Genomic DNA, 16812 nt, shown 5'->3' on the forward strand with positions numbered 1-16812 from the left:
GGGTACTGCACCTTCGGGTATACAGTACCCTTTTTAAATATCATTGCCCATCTAAAATCATTTCCTCCGATTCCCCGCCCCAACTAATTGTTACCTTTATATCGCTATCCACTTGCCTTTCATTGAATGACATTCTCGTAGTTAATACACCCTCTTTATTCAACGACGCATTGACGCTTGTTGTTTGTAATCCCTCTTCAATCACAACATTGACCTTTCCCTTGGGCATTGCTTCTTCTCCAATATACTTGATGGAAAGACTCTCATCTCTCCAGTAGTCCATTTCCCAATGATCACTTACTCCCGTATAAATTCTGCTTTCATCATCTAAGCAAGCTGAAACAAATAAAGCAGTCGTGAACAATATGAAAAGAAATAAAATCCTTTTCCGCATCCGATCTCCTCCTCCGTTATACTTGCTTCATATATAATTCCTCATGCTACTTTTATTAAATATTTATACAACCTAATGAATTTCATAATAAGTATTTAATCCTTCACCATCACCATATGTAGTTGGTTCGTTCCCAACTACATATGGTGATGGAAAAGCCGACTTTGGTAATTATGAAATTCATTCAACCTTTTTATAAAATCTTTAAATCGAAACAATTCCTATTTACAAATCGAAATCATTACGATATAGTATAACTTATTAAATAAATGAAAGGAGAAAAATAGAAAGCGATATCCTACCATTACAAGAGCATATACATAAATTTTTTTTCACAAATAATCATAATGGTTTCGATTTAAAGTTTGTTAGAAGGAGGATTCAAACATGAAAAGTATAAAAGCGTGGACAATTATTTTATTTATAGGCGTTTTGTTGATTGGGTGCTCATCACCGGGTGAAAGGAATAGTAACACAGATGAATCGAATGAAAGTATTACTGTCTATACAACGGTGTATCCACTGCAATACATTGTAGAGGAAATTGGCGGGGACACAGTTACCGCCAATTCGGTCTTCCCGCCCGGTGTTGATGGTCATATGTATGAACCGACATCAAAAGAAATGACTGATTTTGCTGCTAGTGATGCTTTCATTTACATTGGAGCGGGAATGGAAGGCTTTGCAGATAGTGTTTCGGAAGCGCTGGAATCAGAAGACGTAGCCTTGATTGAAATGGGGCAACATGAGGAGCTTTTCCAAAAAGGTAATCATGAAAATTCGGAGCATGTCCACGAGAGTGAACAGACAATCGAAATCCAAGGATTGGCTGAGCATTATCATACAGGTGATAGATTTGAGTTAACTGCCAACTTGCACATTGATTCAGAGCATGACCATTGGCATTGGTTTACGTTAGATCCAGATGAAGATGACTGGCAAGTTGTAGATGACTTACATGATAATGCGTACGAAGGAGAAGCTGTCATTTCTGAGCAGCAGATCAAGGCTGTGTTATATGATGATGACCACGGGGTTATTGCAGAATCTGCTCCTGTAACAATTACGATTGATGATCATGGACATGATCACGGACATGAACACCATGAACAGGAAGAGCATGGGAATGAGCATGAAGATCATGCACATGAGGAGTATAGCCACGATCACCACGATGAACAGGAGGATAGCGAGCACGACCATCATCACACTGAACACAAAGATAGCGATGAATATTATGCAATTAAAGTGGATGGACTCGCTGCTCATTATCATACAGGAGATCAGATTACTTTAACCGCGTCCTATGAGGATGGATCAGATGAGGATCATTGGCATTGGTATACATTAGTTCCGGGCTCAGAGGAATGGGAAGTCGCCCGGGGACAGCATCATGACACGTACGAAGGAGAAGCAGATCTCTCCGGCTTGCAAATTAAAGCGGTACTGTACGGTGATGACCATGAAGTGATTGCGGAATCCGAATCAAAAACAATTATCATCGACGATCACACCGATCATGATCCACATATTTGGGTCGACCCGCTTCGGATGATTGATCTTGCAGAGATCATAAAGGATGAACTTATTGCACTTAATCCCGATTCAGCAGGTCTTTACCAAGACAACTTGGCTGTGTTAAAAGATAATTTAACAGAATTAGATCAGCGGTTCATGGAGCTTTTAAGTCAGAAAGAAAATAAATCTATTATCGTTCCCCATTCCGCTTTTGGTTACTGGGAAGAACGCTACGGTGTACAGCAAATCACAATCAGCGGCCTGTCCTCCAGTGAAGAACCTTCTCAAAAAGATTTGGTAGCGGTAATGGAGGCGGCGGAAGAATTTGATTTGGAATATATTCTTTTTGAACAGAACAGTGATAATCGGCTTTCCAGAGTCGTTCAAGATGAAATTGGTGCCCAAGCCCTAACGATTCATAATTTAGAAGTAAGAACAGAAGAGGACATTGAGAATGAGGAAGACTATATTTCCTTAATGGAATACAATTTGGAGATATTGGATCAGGTTACGAAATAAAATAATGAATACATGCTCCCTTTCTGTCGTCATTTCTCTTGGATAAAGGGAGCATGTATGATGTTTAAATCAATTAAAGAGAAGCCGATGTCCGTAAAATCTTCTCCTTCTTTTTCCCTTTCGCCAATTCATCAATCAGCTTATCCATATAGCGGATTTCCTGCATCAATGGTTCCTCGATCTCTTCCACTCGAACGCCACAGATAACACCTTTTATTAAAGAACGCGATGGATTCAAATGCACGGCTTCCGCAAAGAATGTCTCAAAGTCCGTTTGTTTTTCGAGGTGCGTTTCCAGTTCCTCCTGGCTGTATCCTGTCAGCCAGCGAATGATTTCATCGACTTCTTCCTTTGTACGTCCTTTCTTTTCCGCTTTCGTTATATAGTGAGGATACACACTTGCAAAGCTCATTGTATATATACGGTGTTTAGCCATTTACATTCTCCTTTTATCTATTCTATAGCCTATCCCTTTATTTTATCATCATTTGGTTTAAATAACGCTTGAAACAGGAAAAAAGCGCAAGAAAAATTCCTGCGCTTTTCATTCACAATGATTCATTTTAAACCCATCTTGTTGTAATCACTTTCTTACGCGTATAGAAGTTAAGCCCGTCTTTCCCGTTCGCATGCAAGTCACCGTAAAAGGAATCTTTCCAGCCAGAGAACGGGAAGAATGCCATTGGTGCTGGAACTCCGATATTCACTCCCAGCATACCTGCATCAATTGTTTCTCTGAATTGGCGTACGCTTCCTCCATCTTTCGTGAAGATACATGCACCGTTTGCAAAGCGGGACTTATTGGAAAGCTCCACTGCTTCTTCTAAATCTTTCACTCGAGAAATCGAAAGGACCGGTGCGAAAATTTCGTCTTGCCAAATCTCCATATTTGACGTGACATTATCAAAAATAGTAGGGCCGACAAAATAGCCTGCGTCTTTCACCGCTTCGTCTTTACGACCGTCACGGACAAGTTTCGCTCCTTCTTTCTCACCCTTTTCAATATAACTTAACGTACGTTCCTTATGCTGTTCACGGATAACCGGGCCGAGGAAAATTCCTTCGTCCAGACCGTTTCCAATTTGAACATCATCTGCTTTTTGCTTTAATAAAGCAATGAATTCATCTGCTACCGAATCTTCTACTGCAACAACGGACGCTGCCATACAGCGCTCACCAGCTGAACCAAATGCAGCGTTTAAAATTTGTGTCACTGCATTCTCCAGATTCGCATCCCCTAAAACGATTGAATGGTTTTTCGCTCCTGCTAAAGCTTGAACACGTTTCAGATTATCTGTTCCTCGCTTGTAAACATATTCTGCTACAGGCTGGGAACCGACGAAGGAAATAGCTGCTACATTTTTATGATCAAGCAAGCCATTTACAACCTCATGAGCACCGTGAACAATATTGAATACTCCTGCCGGGAGGCCCGCTTCTTCTAATAACTCCGCTAAACGATTCGCAAGCAGTGGTGTCCGTTCAGAAGGCTTCAATACGAATGTATTTCCAGTAGCGATTGCCATTGGGAACATCCAAGCAGGAACCATCATTGGGAAGTTGAACGGTGTGATTCCGCCGATTACACCGATTGGGTAACGATATACCCCTGATTCAAGTCCAGTTGCAATTGATGGAAGCTGTTCCCCCATCATCAGAGAAGGAGCACCAGCTGCGAATTCGACATTTTCAATTCCGCGCTGTACTTCTCCGTAAGCTTCCGCGAAGTTTTTTCCATTTTCAATGGTAATGAGTCGTGCAAGCTCATCCCAATTATCTACGAGCAATTGCTGATACTTAAACAGAATCCTAGCACGGCGTGGGACCGCTAGCTCTTTCCACTCCTGGAATGCTTCGTTTGCCGTTTCTACTGCATGTTCCACATCTTCAGCGGATGAAATCGGCACATGTGCGATAACCTCTCCAGTCGCCGGGTTGTAAACCGGCTCCGATTTATCTGTATTTGCTTCAACCCACTTACCGCCAATATAGTTTTTTAATACTTCTACTGCTGTTTGTGTCATGTGAGAATCCTCCTTCTATATGTTTACGATAATACTTTTTCGATTGCTTCCAGTTCTTCGCTTGCTTCACTAAACGGTAAACCGTGCGCATCTGCTACAGGCTTATACGTTACTTGACCATTTAGCGTATTGATCCCTTTATAAATTGCTGCGTTATCTGCACTTGCTTGTTTAATACCTTTATTCGCTACGTCAAGTACATATGGAAGTGTTACATTTTCAAGCCCTAGGGATGCTGTCTTTGGTACCGCTCCTGGCATGTTCGCCACTGCATAATGGACAACACCATGCTTTTCATACGTTGGATTGTCATGTGTTGTTACCCGGTCAGACGTTTCAAAAATTCCACCTTGGTCAATGGCCACATCAACGATTACTGCTTTGTTCTTCATTTCTTTGACCATGTCTTCTGTGACCAGTTTCGGAGCCTTTGTTCCAGGTATTAATACCGCTCCAACTACTAAGTCGGCTTCTTTCACAGCTTTTGCGATATTATAAGGGTTAGAAATCAATGTTTCGACCTGCTTACCGAATAATTCATCAAGCTGTTTAAGACGTTTCGGATTTAAATCAATGATTCGAACCTTAGCGCCTAGACCTAATGCAATCTCAGCCGCATTCGTTCCAACAACCCCGCCGCCGATAACCGTTACATTTCCTCGCTCTACACCTGGAATTCCACTTAAAAGGATTCCTTGGCCACCATAGCGTTTTTGTAAAAATTGTGCGCCGATTTGCGGGGCAATTCTTCCGGCAATCTCGCTCATCGGTGCGAGCAGTGGAAGAGATCCATCTGCTTCTTGAACCGTTTCATACGCAATACTAGCAACCTTCTTCTCTATTAATTGTTTTGTCAGTTCCGATTCTGCAGCTAAATGCAAGAACGTAAATAATGTTAAGTCTTCACGGAAAAATTGAAATTCCTCTTCCAGCGGCTCTTTTACTTTAATAACCATTTCCTCCGCCCAGGCTTCCTTTGCCGTCCCGACGATCTTTGCACCTACTGTCTTATAGTCCTCATCTGTAAAGCCGGATCCAAGCCCTGCATTTGTTTCTACTACTACTTCGTGACCTGCTTTTACTAAGCGATCCACCCCGGAAGGTGTGATCGCTATTCTATTCTCGTTGTTTTTAATTTCTTTAGGTACCCCTATTCTCATCTGAAACTCTCCCTTACATTACTTATTTTCAGCAAATACTTCATTTAGAACTTGCAGAATGAAATCAATGTCTTCATCTGTTGAAGATAATGGCGGGCTGAGTGTTAAAATATTGTTCTGTCCTGCAACTGTGTCCCCGTTCCGGCCGATGATTAATCCTTTCGCTTTACAATCACCAATCAGCTTAGCAATCCGGCCATTGGAAGCTGGTTCCTTTGTTTCTTTATCTTCTACAATTTCAATTCCAGCAAGCAGTCCTAATCCACGAATATTACCAACATTAGGGTGATCTTGCAAATCATTTAATCCTTGTAGAAGCTTGGATCCTAATTGTTTGGAACGCTCGAACAGATTTTCACGCTCCATAATCTCAATATTCTTGAGTGCAACAGCACAAGCTGCCGGACTTCCGCCAAATGTGTTCACGTGACGGAAATGACGATTGTCTCCTGTTCCTTTGAATGCTTCGTAAATATCTTTACGAACAGCTGTAATGGATAACGGTAAATAAGCGCTTGTTAAGCCTTTTGCCATCGTGATAATATCTGGCTTAATGTTGAACTGCTGGTGGCCGAATGCTTTACCAGTTCGACCGAAGCCACAGATGACTTCATCGATAATGAGCAGGACGCCGTTACGCTCACAAATACGCTCCACTTCCTGGACATACACTTCATGAGGCATGATAACTCCGCCCCCTGTAATGAGCGGTTCCATAATAACTGCTGCAATGGATTCCTTTTGCTCATAATTGATCGTCTCTTCAATCTCTCTTGCTTTTTGTAAGTTATATTCTTCTACCGTTAGGTTATCCGGTTTCCGGTAATTATCCGGGGGAGAGACATGTAAGAAACCAGATGAAAGTGGCTCATATTTATATTTCCTTAATGCTTGCCCTGTCGCTGAAAGTGCACCCATCGAACTGCCGTGATAAGCACGGTAACGGGAAATTACTTTGTAACGATTTGGATCGCCATTTTGCTGGTGGTACTGGCGGGCAATTTTAAACGCAACCTCATTCGCATCTGATCCACTGTTGGAATAGAACATCACGTAGTCTTCTTCCAGCATGCTATTGATTTTCGCTGCCAGTTCAATCGCTGGCTCATGACTATTCGTCATCGGTGTGTAGGCCATTTTCTTTATTTGCTCCGCAGCAGCCTCAGCCAATTCCTCCCGGCCGTAGCCAACATTCACACACCATAATCCGGACATACCGTCTAAATAACGATTGCCATTCTGATCGGTAATCCAGGAGCCTTGCCCCTTTTCTACGATCATTGGTGCGCCTTCTTCCCGGTATGGTGAAATATGGTGCCAAACATGCTGTCGATCCTTTTCTTCCAGTGATAATTGTTCCTTTTGCTGTAGCGCCTTCATTTTAAATGTCTCCCTTCCAAGATAAAATATTTTTTGACGAAATGTATAGTCTGTATTTCTTGTTGTGTTTAAAGTAGTATCATCAATTGACTTTATTACTAGTATTGACATAACTCGGGTGCCATCCCATAATTAAGTTTACATTGTTCCGAAAATAATAGCATCTTACATAAAGTAAAATGTTTTAAGATTTTATTTTACAGTTTGGAGGGAAACGGATGGAGAATTTTAAAGTAACGGTAAAAGACATCTTAAAGCGAAGGTTATTTAAGAATGCAACGTTAATTACTGGTGGAAATGGAGTAGGCAGGGAGATTACATGGACACATATTCTGGAAATGGAAGCGTTCGATTCTTTTATCAACGGCGGAGAACTGATTTTAACAACTGGCTCTAATATGCCGCTCGATTCCAAAGAAGGTATCCCTAAGTTAAAGAAATTAATTGAACTGGAAGTTGCTGCGCTCTGTATCGAACTTGGGACACATGTGCAGGAGATCGAACCGGTTATTATTGCATTCGCTAATGAACATGACTTTCCTATTATTATATTTAGAGATGTTGTGAAATTTGTAGATATCACCCAGGATTTACACACAATCCTCATTAACAGTCACCACGAACAGCTCAAGTATCTCCATGATCTTTCTAATGTGTTTAACGAATTGTCTTTGGAACCGAACGGGGTTTTAAAAATATTAAAGAAACTACACGAATCTTTCAATCTGGATGTAGTACTCGTTTCAGATGACAAACAATTATTTTACTATCCGCTTAAAAATAAGGAACAGGCAGAAACAATTCTTTCTCTGATTGATACAGAGAGAGAAGTTGAACCTTATCACGAAGTTCTCTTTCACGATGACTATTACACTGTTTTCCCGATTAAAGGACTCGGGTCTTCTTGGGGGGATCTATATATCCAAGAACGGAGCGCAGCATTAGATGAGTTCTCTTTCTCCATCATCGACCGGGCGACGCTGGCGATTGCACAAATCATGCTAAGGAATAAAACAATCGAGGAAAGAAAACAGAATCAAGAAGAGAATTTGGTGCAACAGTTATTGCACGGAGAAGAATATGAATCCACCGCAGCATTAAAGTTTTTACCTGCTCCCGCTGAGAATCTTTATTATAGATTAATTATGATTGAGAATAGTTCCTATCATAAGGAAATGAGAGATGAAGATTGGGAAGAGATAAAGCTCCAGCAATCAATTATTCTCCGGTCGATTTTTAAAAGACATAATTTCTTTCCCGCTATTTCCATTACGAAGAATAATATTGCGGTGATTGCTTCTTACTATAAGAGTAGCTACGCAAATAGTGATATCGACATTTTCACGATAATTAGCGAGGCGATTAAGAAAAGCAACAAAGATAATATATTCCGTGGGAAAAATTCTTATATCGGTATTAGCAGTCTGCAGAAGGATTATGCAAAACTAAATAAGTGTTACGCTGAAGCAAATGCGGTACTAGCGATTCAAAAGATGGATATTCTAGATATTTTGTTCTTTGAGGACATTGGGATTTATCGGTTGTTGATGAATCTCCCTAAGCATGAATTGGAAGCTTATGTCTTCGATTACTTAGAACCGCTGCTGGACCATTCACGACAAACAAAAAATGATTTACTGCTCACACTTGCTGTGTACTTGGAAACGATGGGATCTAAGAAGGAAACGTCCGAAAGACTCTCCATTGTGAGACAAACATTATATCATCGCTTGGAAAAGATTGAAGAGCTAATGGGAGAAGATTTTATGAAGCCGACGAATCGGCAGGCAATAGAGCTTGCGATTGGGGCTTATGCATTGTTGGGTAATAAAGTAAATTAAAATGGGATGTGACCTATTTTTACCGGTCACATCCATACACTTCTTTTCACATCTATCAATCTAAACAATACGTTGTTCTCTTTCCACTTGATCTTTCTTACCTTCTTTTTCATTTTCCTCAGGCGGCTCCTCCCAAAAGTCAGCATTGGCAATTCCAGCTGCCTTCGCATCAAACACAGGGTCTTTTCCAGCTTTTTTTTGTGTTTCATAATCTTTCAGCGCTAACATCGCTGGCTTTGTTAGGAATGCGAGCGCTATCATATTCAGCGAAGCCATGATCCCAAAACCTAAATCACCCAGTCCCCAAGCTAAGGACGCCGAATTGATACTGTTATAAAAAACAGCAATCAGCAGGCCGAACTTTAAAACGGTTAATGGCCATGTGATTTTATTTTCCCTATTCCGATTCATGAAGGCAAGGCTTGTCTCTGCTTTATAGGAATATGTTATCAAACTTGTAAAAGCAAAGAAGAAGATAGCAATTGCTACAAATGGCGCACCAAGTCCGGATACAAATGATTCTACCGCAAGCTGGACATTACTAGCACCAGCCTCAACCGTTCCGATATTGTTCGCAACCATTGTTCCGTCCGATAATTGCACGTTATACATCCCGGTTGTGATGACCATAAATGCTGTTGCCGAACAAATGATTAATGTTGTGATATAGACAGAGAGCGCTTGCACTAATCCTTGTTTTACAGGGTGAGAAACTTCCGCAGCCCCCGTTTCAAACGTTTCACTACCAAAGCCGGCAGCATTCGAAAACGCCCCTCGTTGAACTCCCCAGGCAATGGCCGATCCGATAATTCCACCAAATGTAGACTCTCGGTTCAACGCACTGGAAAGGATGAGCGATATGACATGAGGAATTTCTGTAAAATTAACGACTAAAATAAGGACGCAAAGCAAAATATAACTTATCGCCATCACAGGAACGATGATTTCAGCGGTCTTTGCAATCCGCTTCACACCTCCGAAGATAACAGCAGCCATTAAAATAACAGTAAAAGTTGCTGTAAAGAGCGGATTGATTCCGAACGCATCATCCAATGAAAGCGCGATGGTATTCGCCTGAATTCCTGGAACAAGTACCGTCATGGAAATCATCGTTACGACCGCAAAAATCGCAGCAAACCAATTCTTATTCAATCCCTTACTAATAAAATAAGGTGTCCCCCCTCTATACTGACCATCCTGCTTCACCTTATAGATTTGAGAGAGAGTCGTTTCGATAAAGGCAGTACTAGCGGAGAAGAAATACAGGAATGTCAACTGCATTCGCTTCCTGTTCTTGGAAATTTCCAAAAAATCCGCATGCACCTGAGATTGCGCGGGCTCCTTCTGCCTCCAGTTGCTGAGCTGCTAGGATAACTCCAACAGCAAGTAAAAGTGAAACAGATTGAAAAGTATCCATTAATTAAACCGAAAGTCGGTTGGGATCTGGAAGTGGATGAACTCTTTTCCAAACATCAAATCAGCCCGCTTGTTGCGTATGAAGTATCAGATGACCAATCAATTATTGCGCTTGTTCAAGCGAATTTGGGAATTAATATCAGACCTGGGCTCGTTCTACAACAACAGCATAACGCTATTAAAACGTTGCCCTTTGCAGGTGATGTCTATCGTACGATCGCCTTGGCGACAGCAACAAATGTATCTCACGCTACAAAACGTTTCCTTGAAGTTGTAACCAAATTATTCCAGGAATGAAAAGACGGCAGGATGCTTCAGGTGCACCTTGCCGTCAATTCATTCGTTTATTTCTTTATAAAACACATTCGCAAGCTCTGCGAATTCCTCCATACTTAAGGATTCACCGCGTCTTTCGCCATCTATTCCCGCCCGGTCCATTATTTCCTGAATCTCCGTCTTATTCATATCCGAGAAAAGGTTTGCTATATTATTTCGTAACGTCTTCCTCCGCTGGGCAAAACTCGCCTTAACGATTCGGAAAAAGAATTCCTCATCCGCTACATGGACTGGCGGCTCTTTACGTAACTCCAACTTCAAAATACCGGAATCAACATTCGGCTGCGGATTAAACACTGTCTTCGGTACAGTCATAACGACTTCTGCATTCGTATAATATTGAACCGCAATTGTTAAGGAACCATAACTTTTACTATTTGGTTCAGCTGCCATCCGTTCTGCCACTTCTTTTTGGATCATAACGGTAATACTTTCAACCGGCAACCGGTCATGGAGAAGTTTCAAAAGAATCGGTGTCGTAATATAATACGGCAGATTTGCAACGATATGGATTGGCTGATTTTCTTTAAACTGCTGTCTTATTACTTCAGTGACATCTGCTTCTAATATATCCTGATGGATAATCTCGATATTGGGATAGGTTTCTAATGTATCCTCTAAAATCGGCAGCAGACGCTGGTCGATTTCAAACGCGACGACCTTGTCCGCATGAATGGCAAGCTGTTCGGTCAAAGCGCCGATTCCCGGCCCGATTTCAATGACACCCGACTCTTTATTAACATCTGCATGCTTTAATATATTTTGTAAGATGTTTACATCGATAATAAAATTCTGGCCTAAACTCTTTTTGAAAGCAAAAGCATATTTTTTCAAAATTTCTTTCGTCTTCGATGGGGTTGCGATATATTTGGTTGACATGTCAATCCTCCTGCTGGATGGCTTTTACTGCCGCTTCGAAATCTTCTTTGGTAATCTGGAACTGATTTAATCGTTTCAATAATTGTTTCCCGTTCGTATGACCAATTTTCAACTGTTCACCTAGCTGTTTTCTGCGTTCACTTGCTTCCCTTACACCGATGAGACGATGGGTGAGAAGATCTTCTTTTGTGATTTCTCCTCGTGTTTCCTCGGTGAGTTCATATACTTTACGCAGTGCTTCTCTTATTATTTCCGGGCTGGCGTGTTCAATGCCTAAACTCCTGTTATGCGGATTTTTCGCCCTTGCCTCGTCCTGAGTAAGAAATGCATGCTTACAACCGGGAACGGATTGATCTATGATGTGACGAATACGCTGGCCGGGATAGTCGGGATCGGTAAAAATAATGACGCCCCGCTTTTCTTGCGCGTGGCGAATCCGGCTAATGATTTCTTTATTAACCGCCGAACCGTTCGTCTCAATCGTATCTGCCTGGATTGCCTGATTAATTTTAGCTGTGTCGTCTCTTCCTTCCACGACGATGATTTCTTTTATCTTCAAAACTTGCCCTCCACGTAAATAAAGCTCTTCCCATGATTTTACCATGAGAAGAGCGTAATTCCTAAAATAAGTATTAATATGTGTTCAAAAAGGACCGAGAATTTCGAGGTGGTGAGTTCTAAGTTGTCCACAGGACGTGGACCGTCTTAGTAGAACCTCCCTTTCACGAAGCGGCATTTTTACCGGACTTTTTGAACAGCCTCTATTAGTTCATAATTTTCACTTGTACCGTGCGTACTCCCCAATCATATGCTGCACCCTTATTTGGCACATGCACATCAATACGGTTACCACGGATTGCACCGCCAGTGTCTCCTGCTACAGCTTCCCCGTAGCCTTCCACCCATACTCTCGTTCCAAGTGGAATGACATTTGGATCCACTGCGATTACCTTCTGATTAGGGTTCGCCTTTAAATTGATTCCAGTAGACGTGACACCAGAACAGCCGCTACAGGAAGCAGTGAATGCACTTGCAGTTACTGTTAACGTTTTTCCGCCACCCTGTGACTTGTCAGATTTGCTTGAAAGTGTAACAAGCCCTGGATCTGCCTCTTGGACAGGCTCTTTCGTACCAATCGCTACTACGCGATCCTTACTCTCTTTCGTCACTTCTTCTTCAATTATTTCCCGGGAAACTTCTTCCCCATTTTCTTTTGTAATCTTATACTTCTTTACAACTTGGCCTTCTTCCCCTTGGGTAATGACCTTTTCTTCTCCTTTTTGCAGTGTAGCGTCTTCTTGTTTTTCCGTTTCAAAAGCAACTGCTTCTTCTTTTTCTACCGTCTCTGTTGTCACACGAGTGATATCAACGGTTGTGTCCTTCTTTATCTTTTTGTCTAATGCCGGATTAACCTTATCAGCATCATTCAATTCGATATTATTCTCCGCTAGCAATTCTTCTACCGTGCCACCAGTGGCAGGAATGGTTAACTCCTTGCCGCCATCAACTACTGCAACATCAAATGCCTTCTTCACATTGATTTCCAGGCCATTCTCAATTGAATCTCCATCTGCATGGGATACCTCGTCATGCTCGGAGAAGGTCAGATCCTGCTGTTTTAAAAATGCTAATACGGTATCTTCTGTTGTATAGAAACTCTCAGGCTCCCCGTCGATTGTAACGGTTACCTGACGCGCTGTCTTATAATCGATTGTCATTCCGTTTTCAATTGGTGCTTCTTCCTTGTGTGATAGTTCATCATGGGCACCAACTGTAATTCCCACTTCTGAAAATAGCTCTGCCACCGTGTTTTTGTGGGTGTTTACAACTTGTTCTTCTCCATTGTCTACGATGATTACTTCTTTTTTTGTTGCTTCGACTACTAGTAAGCTCGTAAATAAAACAAGTGCTAAAACACCAATACTCGAAAGAACCATTTTCGCTTTTGATGCTAGCATAAGCTTATGAAAAATTTTCATGCTCCTGCCTCCTTGTACGAAACCGATTATATTAATACGTATATGTAAAGTCAAAGCTATTCCGTTTACAATCAAATTACAATTCAATTACAGTTCGATTGTAAATATATTTCATAGCCTCTAATCGCTTGGTATACAAGGGTTACAAAATTATCTATTTATTCAGATTAATAGTATTTAGCATGTAAAATCTAGCTTACTAGGTAATGGATGTTTCTGGAAATAAGACATTGTTTACATTTATATAACAGAAATGAAGGAGTTTCGACACGGTTTTACAGAGAATTTTTCTTATTAGAGGAAATATCGGAGAACACACGGAAAAAGGCTGGGATATAACGAATCCCAGCCTTTTTATTTAGATTACAGAATAGCCCCCATCAATAAAGAGATGTGTACCTGTTATGAACCTCTCATGACTGAAATCGCGGCTGTTCTTGGTTTATTTATATAAGATGATTCATCCGATATGCCAGAAATACAACAGCGCCTAGTACGTCATTCGGTTTACCGATTCGCTTCAGCATTGTTAATCCCGCTTCTTTGGCAAAAATTGCTTCTTCTTGCAATCTTTAAAGCTAACCTGCCATTTCTAAGATTTAAACTTGCTAAATTTCAAATTCCGATAAATCTTTCAATATATGAGTAGGCTGCTTATCATAAGTCAAAACATCATCTCGTTTTGAAAAACCGCCTTCGATGTAAATCGTTGGAATCCCGGCGTGAATCCCTGCTAAAATATCGGTGAAATAATTATCCCCAATCATCGCGACATCATCTTTAGAAAGACCTATCAGGTCTAATACCTTCTCCATAATCGTAATATTAGGTTTCCCAATAAAAATAGGCTCTACCCCTGTAGAAACGCTGATGACAGACGCCAGCGCACCATTTCCTGGCATTAACCCCCGCTCTGTCGGGAGAGCCAGGTCTCCATTCGTTACAACATAAGTTGCGCCATTATTGATTGCTAAGCAGGCTTGAAAGTATTTTTCATAATTTATTTCGCGGTCAAGTCCGAATACAACATACTCAGCTTCTTCTCCTTGCTCCACGAGAGTCAACCCTTTCTCCGTCAGTGCTTGCTTGAGACCAATTTCACCAATCATATAAATTCTTGCATTCGGGTTCAAATCAGACACATACTGAGCAGTGGCCAGGGAAGATGTATAAATCTGTTCTTTCGTAACCGGATAGCCAAATGACTCTAATACTTTCACGACCATTTGCGGTGTTTTTGTCGAATTATTTGTTAAAAACAAATAAGGAATTCCTCTCTCATGTAGTTTTTTTACAAATTCTAGTGTTTCTTGAATGACTTCTGTTCCACGGTAAGCAGTACCATCCAAGTCAATTAAATACCCTTTATACATTCCAATCCTTCTTTCCTACGTTTACTATGTTTTTGAAATATCCATAAACCCTTCGCCAAACACATCTCGCACATCATGGATTGCAACGAACGCATCTTGATCCTTTTCTTTTACAATTCTCTTTAATTTAATCACTTCTTGTTTGCTAATAATGATATATAGGATTTCCTTCGAGTCTTTCGTATAATATCCATGTCCTGAAAAAACGGTAACACCTCTGCCGATTAATAAGTTTACTTGTTCTGCAATTTCATCCGGGTTCTTAGTTATGATTGTAGCAGCTTTTTTCGGATTCAACCCCTCAATAATGAATTCCATTACTTTTGTTCCGATATAGAGCATCAGAACGGTCAACATCACTTTCTCTATTCCGATGATAAAGTAAGATCCCATGACAACAATTAAATCAAAGAATAGCAAGCCATAACTGATACTCCAGCCTAAATATTTATTTGTGATACTAGCTAAAATTGCCGTACCCGCAGTCGTACCGCCAACCCTAATAATTAAACCGATCCCCACACCAGCAAAGACACCGCCAAATATCGCGTTAATAATAATCTCATCTGAAGCAACATTCCAGCCTTCTGTCAGATGTAAAAATAGCGAAAAGAACAGTACCGTAATAATCGTATAAACGGTTGTCGTTTTTCCTAAGAATCGGTAACCTACGAGCAGTAAAAGTGAGTTTAATATGAGGTTAACAAGTCCCGGTGACCATTCGAACATGTAATAAAATATAATCGTTAACCCGGTTACGCCCCCTTCACCGAGTTCATTCGGTATGACGAAAAGATTAATGGAGAGTGCGAATATCAGTGAACCTATAGTAAGAAAAATGATATCTACGATTCTCTTTTTCATAAAAGTCTCACATCCTTTACTTGACTTAATTTTAATTTAAACAGAGACTGATTAACAAAACAAATTTATTTTAACTATACCATTAATTACTTTCATGATGGAGGGGTTACCGTGACGATTCAACGGTATGAAATTTTTAATAAAGTCGTAGCCATAGAAAATATTACAAAGGCTGGAGAGGAACTGAAACTCACCCAGTCAACGGTCAGCCATGCTATTAAAAGCTTGGAAGATGAACTTGGATTCCGTCTGTTGGTCCGTAATCGTTCTGGAATCAATTTGACAAGAGAAGGAGAGAAATTTTACGAATATACGCGGAAAATCATTAATATGAATAATATCTTATTCGAAGAGGCTGCCGCATTAGTCGGAATGGAGACAGGCTGTATCAAGGTCGGGACCTTTTCAAGTGTTACGACGAACTGGATGCCGACAATTTTTAAAGCTTTCAAACAGAGCTATCCAGGTATTTCCATTGAATTTGTTGAAGATGATTTTGACGGGCTCGAAGACAGGGTAATCGCGGGGGAACTGGATTGCTGTTTTACAACGAAACCGGCAAATAAAAATATTGAATTTATCTCCCTAAAAAAAGACCCGTTATATTGTATCGTTTCAAAAGCAAGCCCCTTGCACAAACAGAAAAAAATAAAGATGAGTCAACTGGAGGAATATCCGTTGATCCAGCCGGAAGTAGGCTGGGACAATGAAATCCATGAATTATTCCAGCGGCATCACATTGAGCCGAATATGAAATATAAAATTTCGGATGATCATTCGATTTTTGCCCTCGTCGAAGCGAATATCGGGATTAGTATCAGACCAGGACTCGTACTAAAGCATTACTGGCATCAGATCATCCCGCTTGAATTTGAAAAAGAAGCATACCGGATAATCGGCATCGCCCATACGGATCAAGCATCACCTGCTACGAAAAGTTTTATTAACAAAGTGATAGATCTGTATCAAAATGTCGAATAAAAAAAGTGGAACAGATAGAGATGTGATATGCTCCCTTTATAGTAGACAGAGAAATAATAAAAGATCTCTACTACTATAAAGGGAGTTTTTATTATGTCTGAGAAAGTAATGAAACACACATTGGATGAAAGGGTTCAAGCTGTATTGT

At 40.7% G+C, this 16812-nt stretch carries 16 protein-coding genes; 4 read left to right on the forward strand and 12 right to left on the reverse strand.

The features are described 5' to 3' along the window. Nucleotides 1–40: 40 nt before the first annotated feature. Nucleotides 41–394, reverse strand: coding sequence for a hypothetical protein (locus LZD48_RS15415; protein ID WP_235763617.1), 354 nt, complete (start codon nt 392–394; stop codon nt 41–43). Nucleotides 395–781: 387 nt separating this feature from the next. Here LZD48_RS15415 and LZD48_RS15420 point away from each other — a divergent pair, with 387 nt between their 5' ends. Further along, nucleotides 782–2431: a metal ABC transporter solute-binding protein, Zn/Mn family gene (locus LZD48_RS15420; RefSeq protein ID WP_235763618.1), complete on the forward strand. Its 1650-nt coding sequence runs from the start codon at nt 782–784 to the stop codon at nt 2429–2431. A gap of 73 nt (nt 2432–2504) precedes the next feature. Here LZD48_RS15420 and LZD48_RS15425 read toward each other — a convergent pair whose 3' ends face one another. The 4 genes from LZD48_RS15425 to LZD48_RS15440 all read right to left on the reverse strand — a co-directional run bounded on the left by LZD48_RS15425 (nt 2505) and on the right by LZD48_RS15440 (nt 6995). Beyond that, the gene (locus tag LZD48_RS15425; RefSeq protein ID WP_235763619.1) at nt 2505–2867 is read right to left on the reverse strand and encodes a DUF2200 domain-containing protein; all 363 of its coding nucleotides are present in this window, start codon (nt 2865–2867) and stop codon (nt 2505–2507) included. Between the two features lie 127 nt (nt 2868–2994). After that, nucleotides 2995–4455 (reverse strand): CoA-acylating methylmalonate-semialdehyde dehydrogenase, encoded by a 1461-nt coding sequence (locus tag LZD48_RS15430; protein ID WP_235763620.1) that lies wholly within the window; start codon nt 4453–4455, stop codon nt 2995–2997. 23 nt (nt 4456–4478) lie between these two features. Continuing rightward, nucleotides 4479–5615, reverse strand: a complete 1137-nt coding sequence (ald, locus tag LZD48_RS15435) for an alanine dehydrogenase (protein ID WP_235763621.1) — start codon at nt 5613–5615, stop codon at nt 4479–4481. Between the two features lie 18 nt (nt 5616–5633). Further along, nucleotides 5634–6995: an aspartate aminotransferase family protein gene (locus tag LZD48_RS15440; protein ID WP_235763634.1), complete on the reverse strand. Its 1362-nt coding sequence runs from the start codon at nt 6993–6995 to the stop codon at nt 5634–5636. Nucleotides 6996–7213: 218 nt separating this feature from the next. On the opposite strand from LZD48_RS15440, the gene LZD48_RS15445 reads away from it, so the two are divergent. Beyond that, the gene (locus tag LZD48_RS15445; RefSeq protein WP_235763622.1) at nt 7214–8836 is read left to right on the forward strand and encodes a PucR family transcriptional regulator; all 1623 of its coding nucleotides are present in this window, start codon (nt 7214–7216) and stop codon (nt 8834–8836) included. 60 nt (nt 8837–8896) lie between these two features. Here the strand turns inward: LZD48_RS15445 and LZD48_RS15450 are convergent, their stop codons facing one another. Beyond that, nucleotides 8897–10111: an alanine/glycine:cation symporter family protein gene (locus LZD48_RS15450; protein WP_235763623.1), complete on the reverse strand. Its 1215-nt coding sequence runs from the start codon at nt 10109–10111 to the stop codon at nt 8897–8899. Between the two features lie 117 nt (nt 10112–10228). On the opposite strand from LZD48_RS15450, the gene LZD48_RS15455 reads away from it, so the two are divergent. Then, a complete protein-coding gene (locus LZD48_RS15455; RefSeq protein WP_235763624.1) occupies nt 10229–10549 on the forward strand; it encodes a LysR family transcriptional regulator substrate-binding protein in 321 nt (106 codons plus the stop codon). Between the two features lie 39 nt (nt 10550–10588). Here the strand turns inward: LZD48_RS15455 and rsmA are convergent, their stop codons facing one another. The 6 genes from rsmA to LZD48_RS15480 form a co-directional block, all read right to left on the reverse strand. Next, complete coding sequence (gene rsmA, locus LZD48_RS15460) at nt 10589–11467, reverse strand: 16S rRNA (adenine(1518)-N(6)/adenine(1519)-N(6))-dimethyltransferase RsmA (protein ID WP_235763625.1); 879 nt, start codon at nt 11465–11467, stop codon at nt 10589–10591. A gap of 1 nt (nt 11468) precedes the next feature. Further along, complete coding sequence (rnmV, locus tag LZD48_RS15465; RefSeq protein WP_235763626.1) at nt 11469–12026, reverse strand: ribonuclease M5; 558 nt, start codon at nt 12024–12026, stop codon at nt 11469–11471. Nucleotides 12027–12231: 205 nt separating this feature from the next. Continuing rightward, complete coding sequence (locus LZD48_RS15470) at nt 12232–13446, reverse strand: resuscitation-promoting factor (protein ID WP_235763627.1); 1215 nt, start codon at nt 13444–13446, stop codon at nt 12232–12234. 446 nt (nt 13447–13892) lie between these two features. Beyond that, nucleotides 13893–14015, reverse strand: coding sequence for a hypothetical protein (locus LZD48_RS18825; RefSeq protein WP_255771102.1), 123 nt, complete (start codon nt 14013–14015; stop codon nt 13893–13895). Nucleotides 14016–14054: 39 nt separating this feature from the next. Continuing rightward, nucleotides 14055–14819 (reverse strand): TIGR01457 family HAD-type hydrolase, encoded by a 765-nt coding sequence (locus tag LZD48_RS15475; protein WP_235763628.1) that lies wholly within the window; start codon nt 14817–14819, stop codon nt 14055–14057. A 24-nt stretch (nt 14820–14843) separates the two neighbouring features. Continuing rightward, entirely contained in the window at nt 14844–15683 is an 840-nt protein-coding gene (locus tag LZD48_RS15480; protein ID WP_235763629.1) for a YitT family protein, read from the reverse strand. Between the two features lie 111 nt (nt 15684–15794). Here LZD48_RS15480 and LZD48_RS15485 point away from each other — a divergent pair, with 111 nt between their 5' ends. After that, entirely contained in the window at nt 15795–16664 is an 870-nt protein-coding gene (locus LZD48_RS15485) for a LysR family transcriptional regulator (protein WP_235763630.1), read from the forward strand. Nucleotides 16665–16812: the final 148 nt, after the last annotated feature.

The organism is Oceanobacillus alkalisoli, from assembly GCF_021556485.1.
Lineage (GTDB): Bacteria > Bacillota > Bacilli > Bacillales > Amphibacillaceae > Oceanobacillus > Oceanobacillus alkalisoli.

What these genes read in the sequence shown, in the direction of transcription:
- LZD48_RS15415 (WP_235763617.1), bottom strand. Translation starts at nt 394, where the DNA reads ATGCGGAAAAGGATTTTATTTCTTTTCATATTGTTCACGACTGCTTTA.
- ald (WP_235763621.1), bottom strand. Translation starts at nt 5,615, where the DNA reads ATGAGAATAGGGGTACCTAAAGAAATTAAAAACAACGAGAATAGAATA.
- LZD48_RS15425 (WP_235763619.1), bottom strand. Translation starts at nt 2,867, where the DNA reads ATGGCTAAACACCGTATATATACAATGAGCTTTGCAAGTGTGTATCCT.
- LZD48_RS15445 (WP_235763622.1), top strand. Translation starts at nt 7,214, where the DNA reads ATGGAGAATTTTAAAGTAACGGTAAAAGACATCTTAAAGCGAAGGTTA.
- LZD48_RS15440 (WP_235763634.1), bottom strand. Translation starts at nt 6,995, where the DNA reads ATGAAGGCGCTACAGCAAAAGGAACAATTATCACTGGAAGAAAAGGAT.
- LZD48_RS15470 (WP_235763627.1), bottom strand. Translation starts at nt 13,446, where the DNA reads ATGAAAATTTTTCATAAGCTTATGCTAGCATCAAAAGCGAAAATGGTT.
- rsmA (WP_235763625.1), bottom strand. Translation starts at nt 11,467, where the DNA reads ATGTCAACCAAATATATCGCAACCCCATCGAAGACGAAAGAAATTTTG.
- LZD48_RS15430 (WP_235763620.1), bottom strand. Translation starts at nt 4,455, where the DNA reads ATGACACAAACAGCAGTAGAAGTATTAAAAAACTATATTGGCGGTAAG.
- LZD48_RS15420 (WP_235763618.1), top strand. Translation starts at nt 782, where the DNA reads ATGAAAAGTATAAAAGCGTGGACAATTATTTTATTTATAGGCGTTTTG.
- LZD48_RS15480 (WP_235763629.1), bottom strand. Translation starts at nt 15,683, where the DNA reads ATGAAAAAGAGAATCGTAGATATCATTTTTCTTACTATAGGTTCACTG.
- LZD48_RS15475 (WP_235763628.1), bottom strand. Translation starts at nt 14,819, where the DNA reads ATGTATAAAGGGTATTTAATTGACTTGGATGGTACTGCTTACCGTGGA.